Origin of the sequence: Escherichia sp. MOD1-EC7003 (genome assembly GCF_002965065.1) — a bacterium.
Classification (GTDB): Bacteria; Pseudomonadota; Gammaproteobacteria; order Enterobacterales; family Enterobacteriaceae; genus Escherichia.
This window is the reverse complement of sequence record NZ_PTRE01000150.1, coordinates 1-8,316: the sequence shown is the minus strand read 5'-3', so window position 1 is coordinate 8,316 and position 8,316 is coordinate 1. Positions and strand designations below refer to the sequence as shown.

Annotated in this window: 10 protein-coding genes; 3 read left to right on the top strand and 7 right to left on the bottom strand. The window is 52.9% G+C overall.

What is annotated here, in order from left to right; genetic code table 11:
• Positions 1-299: 299 nt before the first annotated feature.
• Entirely contained in the window at positions 300-2,999 is a 2,700-nt protein-coding gene (gene nikB / locus A7090_RS21710) for an IncI1-type relaxase NikB (protein ID WP_006855641.1), read from the bottom strand.
• A 10-nt stretch (positions 3,000-3,009) separates the two neighbouring features.
• The gene (gene nikA / locus A7090_RS21705) at positions 3,010-3,342 is read right to left on the bottom strand and encodes an IncI1-type relaxosome accessory protein NikA (RefSeq protein WP_001283947.1); all 333 of its coding nucleotides are present in this window, start codon (positions 3,340-3,342) and stop codon (positions 3,010-3,012) included.
• A 233-nt stretch (positions 3,343-3,575) separates the two neighbouring features.
• Between nikA and A7090_RS21700 the strand changes: the two genes are divergently transcribed.
• Entirely contained in the window at positions 3,576-3,911 is a 336-nt protein-coding gene (locus tag A7090_RS21700) for a molybdopterin-guanine dinucleotide biosynthesis protein MobC (RefSeq protein WP_000157095.1), read from the top strand.
• An 85-nt stretch (positions 3,912-3,996) separates the two neighbouring features.
• Here A7090_RS21700 and A7090_RS21695 read toward each other — a convergent pair whose 3' ends face one another.
• Positions 3,997-4,845: a DUF4942 domain-containing protein gene (locus A7090_RS21695; RefSeq protein WP_001077030.1), complete on the bottom strand. Its 849-nt coding sequence runs from the start codon at positions 4,843-4,845 to the stop codon at positions 3,997-3,999.
• A gap of 348 nt (positions 4,846-5,193) precedes the next feature.
• Here A7090_RS21695 and A7090_RS27160 point away from each other — a divergent pair, with 348 nt between their 5' ends.
• Together A7090_RS27160 and A7090_RS21680 are read left to right on the top strand one after the other, a co-directional pair.
• Positions 5,194-5,391, top strand: coding sequence for a hypothetical protein (locus A7090_RS27160; protein ID WP_001161112.1), 198 nt, complete (start codon positions 5,194-5,196; stop codon positions 5,389-5,391).
• 33 nt (positions 5,392-5,424) lie between these two features.
• Positions 5,425-5,676 (top strand): helix-turn-helix transcriptional regulator, encoded by a 252-nt coding sequence (locus A7090_RS21680; RefSeq protein ID WP_000148280.1) that lies wholly within the window; start codon positions 5,425-5,427, stop codon positions 5,674-5,676.
• A 30-nt stretch (positions 5,677-5,706) separates the two neighbouring features.
• Here the strand turns inward: A7090_RS21680 and A7090_RS21675 are convergent, their stop codons facing one another.
• The 4 genes from A7090_RS21675 to A7090_RS21660 all read right to left on the bottom strand — a co-directional run bounded on the left by A7090_RS21675 (position 5,707) and on the right by A7090_RS21660 (position 7,724).
• Positions 5,707-5,952 carry a hypothetical protein gene (locus A7090_RS21675; RefSeq protein ID WP_001260884.1) on the bottom strand — a complete coding sequence of 82 codons (246 nt, stop codon included), beginning with the start codon at positions 5,950-5,952 and terminating at the stop codon, positions 5,707-5,709.
• A complete protein-coding gene (locus tag A7090_RS21670; RefSeq protein ID WP_000038334.1) occupies positions 5,952-6,866 on the bottom strand; it encodes an Rpn family recombination-promoting nuclease/putative transposase in 915 nt (304 codons plus the stop codon). Before A7090_RS21670 ends, A7090_RS21675 begins: the two co-directional genes overlap by 1 nt.
• A 64-nt stretch (positions 6,867-6,930) precedes the next feature.
• The gene (locus A7090_RS21665; RefSeq protein ID WP_001247862.1) at positions 6,931-7,197 is read right to left on the bottom strand and encodes a hypothetical protein; all 267 of its coding nucleotides are present in this window, start codon (positions 7,195-7,197) and stop codon (positions 6,931-6,933) included.
• A gap of 92 nt (positions 7,198-7,289) precedes the next feature.
• Positions 7,290-7,724, bottom strand: coding sequence for a hypothetical protein (locus A7090_RS21660; RefSeq protein ID WP_000218863.1), 435 nt, complete (start codon positions 7,722-7,724; stop codon positions 7,290-7,292).
• Positions 7,725-8,316: the final 592 nt, after the last annotated feature.

Here is an 8,316-nt window from a genome sequence, read left to right as displayed (position 1 = left end):
TGGACATTATTTTTGTAGAGCCGGAGGAAACAGACCAGACGGTTTAAATGAGCCGGTTACGCAAAAAACGCCACGCCAATCAGTGATGATGAAATGGCGGAAAGCGGACAACATTAATGACCAATAGCGGACATTAAAAATGGCGAAAAACGGCCAATAATCTTGGCGTTGACACACAGGACAATAACCACCTGACAGGGCGTCCTGTAAACGGGTTTCATCATAAAAAAACCAACCGTCCGGACTGGGACGGAATGTACTGAACAGTGGCCGCGCCGGATTCTGGCGCGGCCTTTTTTTTAACCTGGAGAAGGCGGTTCCCAGCGTTTATCCTGCTCCGGCGGAGGCAGTGATGCGTCATCGTTGCTGTTCGCCGCGATATAATCGCGGTAGTAGCGTTCACTTCCTTCACGGTGATGATCCACGTCCGGTCGCGTAATCCTGTAGTCTTCGTGACCGGTACGGCCTGTCACATTATGCCAGGCAACCATTTCAGCAAAGACCTGGTTAAATTGTTTGTCGTTTCCTTCTGGTTCAAAACCCATGCGTGGATCTCGCCCGAATAATACCGGTGCAATCAAATCCAGTTTATCTGCCAGCGCATTGCGGTCATGGTGATTACGGAAAACAACCCTGTCACCATAATCCGTACAGACAAACTCTCCCGTCCGACGGTCACGGAAACGAACACTCCCGTTCTTCTGCAAACGGGCCTCGAGATCACCGGTATTACCGTATACCGGCGTTCCGCCCGGTTCACAAAGCACGACACAGCGGTCTGTTGTCGTTGTGCGTGACTTATCTTTACGGCGATCGCGATAATCCCAGCCTCTCAGCTGCGATACAGCAGCCCTGTCTCCCTGAGCAGCCTGAATTTCGACCCACTGACGGTAAGAGGGTGGATACCACTTCCCGTCAGCAATAAGTTTCTGCCGCTCATCCCTGATGTCTTCTTTCAGCCTGATCAATGCCTGCATTCGCTGAACTTCTGCAATGTGATAATGCAGCTTACGTAATGCCGGATCATCGTACTGCGCACGAATGTGTGACTTCCGCAGACGGCATGCCTGATGAATTTCCCGACAACGTTCCCCATAACGCAGATCTGGTTTACGCCATTGTTCACGCCATGCCAGATAGCGGGCACGCAGGTCAGCACGGGCCTCAGCTCTGGCTTCACGTCGCTGCCGGCGCAGCATTGGGTCACGTTTACTGCTGACCCCGTACCTGTCACTGACAGCCAGCTCCGGGTTATAGCGACTTTCAGGTTGCACCCTGTCAAACAAATCTGCTGGGGCACTCACAAAAGGTCCGGCCTGTGGCTCTGCACGCCCCAGAGTCAGATCAGGATGAATGCTGCTGGCCTTCACCGGCGTTTGCTCATGATTAAAGGCATCAACGACAACAAGCCCGTGATGTTGTTTCTGTAGCATCAGTCCCTGTTGTGCAAACAACTCATGACAACGCTGCCAGGTAAACTCACCCTGTGTGATCATTTCTTCAATCTGAGGGCTACAATGGCTGATGCTGTATCCCCACAGACTTTCTTTGTCAGAAAACAGTTCGCGTTTGATAGCCCCCTGCGGCCCCGTACCTGTACGCATACGGTGCCATTCTTTATCGGTCGCAGGACAGCTCTCCATACGACGACCACGGAAGCGTTCTGTTGGCGTAACCTGGCGGAAAATATCTGTTGGTACAGGCTGCCAGCCACCATCGAGTTGATTCACATTGTCGAGCGTCAGCAGTGACCATACGCTGTCAGCACGAACGGGAGTCTGGTTATGATCATAACCGTCACAGATAACCAGGTGACCATGCTGAACACGCATCCATAATCCCGCTTCAGCCAGTGTGCGGTGAATAGCCTGGCAGTTTTCCAGCCGTCCTTCCCGTGCCATTTCCGGCAGACGTTCTCCAAGATGACGACAGGCATACTGCTGCAGACTTTCTGTTTCAGCGATTTTTTCCGGGCGAACATCAGCTGCAATGAAGTCCGGATTATAGCGTCCTGGTGCTTCCACCTGGCTGAAAATGTCTTTTGGCACTGGCGTGTAGTCACCCATTTTTTTCATGAGTTTTTCTGCACACCAGGAGGGACCAAACGAGTCAAGCTGTACACCTTCCCTGTTGCGATCCCAGCCATCCATCACCAGAAATTTTCCGTCCATCTGAGACAGGTACAAACCATCTTCAGCAAGACGACGATGCAGGGATAACCAGTCATGTACAGGTTCACTGCGTAAACCAGCGACCGCTGTCTGCGCAACATACTCGCGAAAAGTTTGTTTTTTTCCGCGTGTCCAAGCGTTCTGGCGATCACGTTCAACGGCAGTTTTGCGAACGATACGATTTCCCGGCGCATGGACCCAGCAACCGTTATCCGGAGCAAAACCATGCTTCAGTTCAAGCTCACGGCAGGCACGACTGAGTTTTTCCTGACTCCATGATAACCGGTTCAGATAACCCGTTTCAGGGTGTACCCGGTTAACAGCCACATGGACGTGCAGATTATCTGTATCAGTATGCACGGCAGAGACATACTGATGGTCGGCAAGGCCGAGTGATTTCAGCGTATGACGTACACTGTCATAAATCTGTTCCGGACGCGGGCTTTCATGTGACTGCCAGGAAAGGATGTAGTGAAAAACAGGATCAGTGTCATCTTTTGCATAGTGTGCCTGCCGGGCAATGTACTCCATATCTGCAGCGGCAGTTTCAAGAGAAGTACAGTTATGAAAGCAGGTGACACCATAAAAGTTGACCCATTCGCAGCCGTCCTTCATGACATCAACCAGCGCCACGAATGACTCATTTCGAAGACGTGTCGCATAATCAACAAGGCGACTGAAACGGCTTCGGTGCGGTTGTTCAGCCTGCGAAGAAGAAGATAAATCCAGTTCCTCATCGGTCATGTCATCCCGGACAGAGACGTAGGATACCAGGTCTTCGAACGAAGACTTGCCGTCCCTTCTCTTTTTCGGAATGACTGCATTCACCGGAGAATCCTCAACCTTCCATTAACTGTTTACGCAATGTATTTGTAAGTTCGGTTATGGCAACAAGCACTTCTGCGTATTCCTTGTCACCGGTTCTTTTTCCCTGAACAAACAGATGCTTCTGCATCCTTCCCAGTCTCATTAACTCCTTCAGAAAAGCATCATCTGTACGGGAGTTAATTCGCTTATTCAGTGCTGCATTTCGGATGTAAGCAGATACAGTAAGTCCGGAATCTTCAGCTTTTTTCCTGATGGTTTCATCCTCAACAGGAGAGAATCTGAGTGTCCTGACAACTGTCTTTTGCCGTACCTCACTTTTCTTTCTTACCGCACTATCACTCACTTCAGGCTCCTTACGGGGTGTCGGGGCGAAGCCCTGACCAGATGGCAATTGTAATAGCGTCGCGTGTGACGGTATTACAATTGCACATCCTGTCCCGTTTTTCAGGCCATTATAGCCTGTTATTTTTGTGCATCATAGTCTTATGCAGACGGCAGAGGCAGGGCGCAGCCCTGCCAGGAGTCAGTTTTTGATGATAAAATCAGGCTTCAACATGAAACGGAGAGAAAGTGCCAATGGCTTCTAAAAAATTTTACTCAGATGATGACATCCAGCTGGCAAAAGCTGCTTTATCGGAATTGCCAGATCTCACCGCTCAACGGAAAACATTGCGTGATTTTCTTGATGCCATTCGTGATGACATTATTGTCCTGGTAAGGACAAAGGGTTATACACTGGCAGATGTTCGTGACACGCTCAAAAATGCAGGGTATGAAGTAGGAGAGAAGGCACTTCGTGACATTATTCGGGAAGCAGAATCGAAAAAACCATCCCGCCGTTCTTCCTCTAAAACAGCACCTAAAAAGACAGATTCAGGCAGGAAAGATGGCATCGATATGAACAACAATTGATGTGACAATGTCACATTGTGTTCTGAGATTATGATGATTACAGAAAAAAAAGCCCCGGCATAAATACCAGGGCTTTTCTGTTTAATCAGACTCGTGGCGGCAATACACCTGGATAATGCCGTGCAATAATATCATTCAGTTTTTCAACAAGGTCAGAACGCTTAAAGACAATGTGTACGGTCCCTTTCTGGTAGCCACGCACCGTAAAATATTCCCCTTCTAACAGCTTACCGACATTGTCGCCGTTCCCGAGAAATTCACCATACTGCGCCCCGATGCTGTTCCTGAAGTCAGGAACGTTGCGCCCCTCCAGCAGATAAAACGGACGTACCAGGTCATCCAGTGCCTCCCGTCCGCTGCAGTCCAGCGTCACACGCCCGTTACTCCAGCGGTACAGCAGGTTTTCAATAATGATTTTCTTACCCAGACGGCAGGGATTATTGGTTCTGTAATCCCATGACAATTTCCGGTAGACATCAATCAGTCCCTTTTCAAATGTCTGCATCTTACTGGCATTCAGATGGCGGAATGTTGCCAGTACATTGTCCAGGGTGATTTCAGGACAGGTGTCGCTCATCAGCTGGCTGTTCCACTCATCACGCTGGCATGAACTCATGAAGGTGTACATGCCCGTATCTGTCATCAGGCGGTCCCAGATTTTCCGGTCGGCAAGACGGGTGATATTCCTTTTCGCTTCTTCCGGCTTATCCATGCGACGAACGGAATCAGTCACGCAGTCTTCAAACCCGTAAAGAAAAATATCACCTGACGCATCGAGCAGAATCTTGCGCGCTGTCGCCAGGCATTCCATCGCCTGCATGAATAGTGCAATACCTTCGTTACGCTGCGCGATGATGCGGTCGATAGCCACAGACGGAATAACATCTGTCGTGCCGGCAGTATTCAGGTCAGCAGTGGGTAAAGTCTGATTCATCACATTGTCTCCTCATCGTCACGACTGCCGGGTCAGCCAGGTCATTTCCCGGAGGAGCGAAGCTCCTTCTGCCGTCCGGGTCTTAGGGTATTTCCCCGCAGTGGACCTTTCCGACGGGGGACGCTCACCACGTCACGGGGCAGTTGTCCGGGGGCAGACGCAAAAGTTTTTGACGCCAGCGGCAAAAAGTTTTGTGGCTGGTACATCTCTCCCCTGGACGACTGAAACGGGATGTGGTCGTGTATGTACCCCCGGAAAGTCCGTCTGCGGAGAACAGGCCGCAGTGCGGCGGCAGACAGGCAGAGATAGCAGCGCCATCAGGCGCAATGGCCTTACACACCGTCAGGTGTGCAGGGAGCGCCGCATCCGGCGCGACCGGAGAAAACCGACGGCACAACAACGGCATGCGGTGGTCACTGGTACACCACTCCCGCACAGGTGAAAACAGAGAAAACAGCACGACATCCACAATCAAAAAAAGTGAAATTTCTTCACTTTTTCACACTTATTTTTCGCGCTGATTTGGTGATTATGGTGATAAAATAAAGTGAAGTTTTTTCACTTTTTCAAAGGTATTTTATGACCGGCTGGGAACTGCGAATCTGGCGAAAAAGCATGCTCTGGTCACGCGAAAAAGCGGCCAGAGAATTTGGCGTGACACAGAGAACATGGCACGCCTGGGAAAATGCGGAGCAGGTGGATGTCACCGTCTGGAGGACCACCCAGGCACTTTCAGTCCGTGACCTGCTGCCTCACATGCAGGGGATGCACAAGGCAGATATCATCAGGCGACTGGAAAATGAACTGGGGGAAACGGCAGAGGATGTGTGAGCGTAATTCACAGCCTGGCTGAATGCCAGGCTACTGCTCATCAGGAAACAGTTTTTTCAGTTCTTCACCGGAAAGTCCCGTGACCTCCTGAATCCGTTCCGGCGGCCAGCCTATATCCCGAAGCCGGCAGGCTATTTCCCGCGCCACTTCAAGAGCCCCTTGTTTAAAACCCTCGTCGAAACCTTTCTGTATAAGACGTTCTGCAATCGTCATGCTGTTTGCTCTGCTCCTGCTGACAAAAAAGCCCGGCATTTTGCCGGGCTTTGTGGTTCTCATCAGTGAGTGATTTTCTTCAGTTCGTCATCGGAAAGTCCGGTAGCCTGCTTAATCTGCTCCGGCGTCATCCCCATTTTCTGAAGCTGGCACGCAATAGCCAGGGCTTTTTCAAGCGCTCCTTCCATGCGTCCTTCCATCCTGCCTTCCTGGCGACCTTTTTGCTCAAGACGTTCAGCGATAGTCATCAGTTTATCCTCATGCTGCGGCAGACGCTCAGCCAGCGCCCGCATAAATTCCGGTGATACAGAGTCCCCTGCGTTAACGATGTAATGAATCAGAACACGCACCTGCTCATCTGAAATTTCCACCATGACCTGCGGGAGTTTGTCCAGCAGCTCCATCATGTCACGATGGCGGATATGCTTCATCAGCAGCGTCAGTGCGGCCATCCGGCGATGGTTCATGATTTCATTGTCATCAACGACAGTGATATCAACCAGCGGAAACGGCTTTGTGTATATTTTAGCCGCAAGTGCCGGATTCTCAAAACAGTCCAGCCAGTTCATGCTGTACGGGTACGGGCTGCGCTCACCATGATAGAACAGTACAGGAATCACCAGTGGCAACGTTTTGTGCTGCTCCAGATGTCTCTGCATCGCCGCCACACTGTAACGTAACATGCGGAAAGGCATGTACAGATTTTCGGTGCTCTGGTGCTCGATGAGCGTATAAACATAGCCATCTTCACCCCCGGTGGTTTTCACGCTCCAGAGGATATCGCTGGCGTACTGATGCAGGTCCGGCTCAACAAAGGTGGCGGGTTCCAGCTTCAGCGTGGACAGGTCGCACAACTGCCGGTACTCCGCCGGAAGATGCAGTTCCAGAAAATCTCTGGCGACGTCGGGATTCGCCAGGAACGACCGGAACGCGGCATCATGCGGCGTGGGCGTTGTGGTGTTTTTCTTCTTACTCACGGTTCCTCCTGGTGAGATGTCTGAACGTATCCTGCCGCCTGCACAGGCAGACGGCAAGGGTTAATCAGTGGCAGACCCGCTCAATTTCAAGCGCGCGGAGCAGGTGGCCCCATTCGCTGACTTTCATGGCGGGGATACGCACCCGCTTCTGCTCACTGCAGCGTCTGGCGATATGGCCGCTCATCGCCAGGACGTCCGGGTTAATCTCATCCTGTGCCAGCTCCTGACGTCTGAAGCGGGTATGGCGGTGCAGGGGTTTATTCTCCCGCAGGCACTCTTCACGCAGACGCTTTACATACTCGGCGGTTGCGAAGATAATTGATGGTCTCATGGCATAATCTCCATAGATAGTGATTGAGATGCCGGACTTCCTGGCGGGGAAGCGCCGGCGGAGAGAGGCAGGGTTTATCGCCCTGCCTTTTTTCATTTCGGACAGCGACGCAGTGCCAGCGCGAGCGCTTTCATCTTCCAGCCTTCCGGCGTGCGGTACATCACCTTCCAGTAGCCGTCGATGAACACATAATGGAAGCGCACCTCTTCAGTGCTTTCAGTGGCAATAGCCTCCCTGAAAGAACGGTACTCACGCGCCTCACTGTCCATCCGGAAACCACTGTCACGTCCGTAATAAGCCGTCACACCGTCCACCGGGTTCTGAAGCGTATGCCCGGCGGGTTTGTCGCAACGGGGACCGAGGCAACGGATATCACCGTGTTCAACCAGGGCTTCGGCCTGCTGACCGGTGGCATAGTGGGTATGCAGGATGCGACCGTTCCAGGTCGGCTCACCGTGCAGGTGGCAGTAAACGGTACGGAACACCCCGTCGCGGCAAAAAACGGAAATCGTGCTGCTGACAGTCATGAAAACGTCTCCTTCTGCTGAATCAGGTCGCCGGGCCGACCGGTTGCTCCCCGGAGGGGCGAAAGCCCCTTCTGCCGTCCACTTCTTCGGGGTTTCTCCCCGCAGTGGACCTTTCCGATGGGGCGTCCGTCACCACGTCACGGGGCAGCTGTCCGGGGGCGGACGCAAAATTTTTTGCCGGGTTTATGGCTAAAAATTTTGTGGACGGTATATCTTCCCCTGGACTGCTGAAACGGGATGTGGTTACTCCAGCCCCCGGAAAGTCCACAGCGGGAAACAGGCCGCAGGGGTGGCGGCGGAAGGGTTGACTGCGCCATCAGGCGCAGTGGCCTTACACACCGTCAGGTGTGCAGGGAGCGCCGTTTCCGGCGCGACAGGGGCGGCGCGACCGGAACGGTCGCTGCAAGCCTGGTTTTTCAGACATCGGACCGTAGCGGCAGCCCGAAACCGCGCCAGCGGGTTCGGCGGAGACTGGCGGGGGGGCCCGCAGCCGCCCGTCGGCGGCGGGGCGTGCGGCGGCGGGGCGCCCGGCGACCGCGGGGGGGAGGGGGCCGCGCCCCCCCGCATCGAGCCAACAAGACACAACAAAACA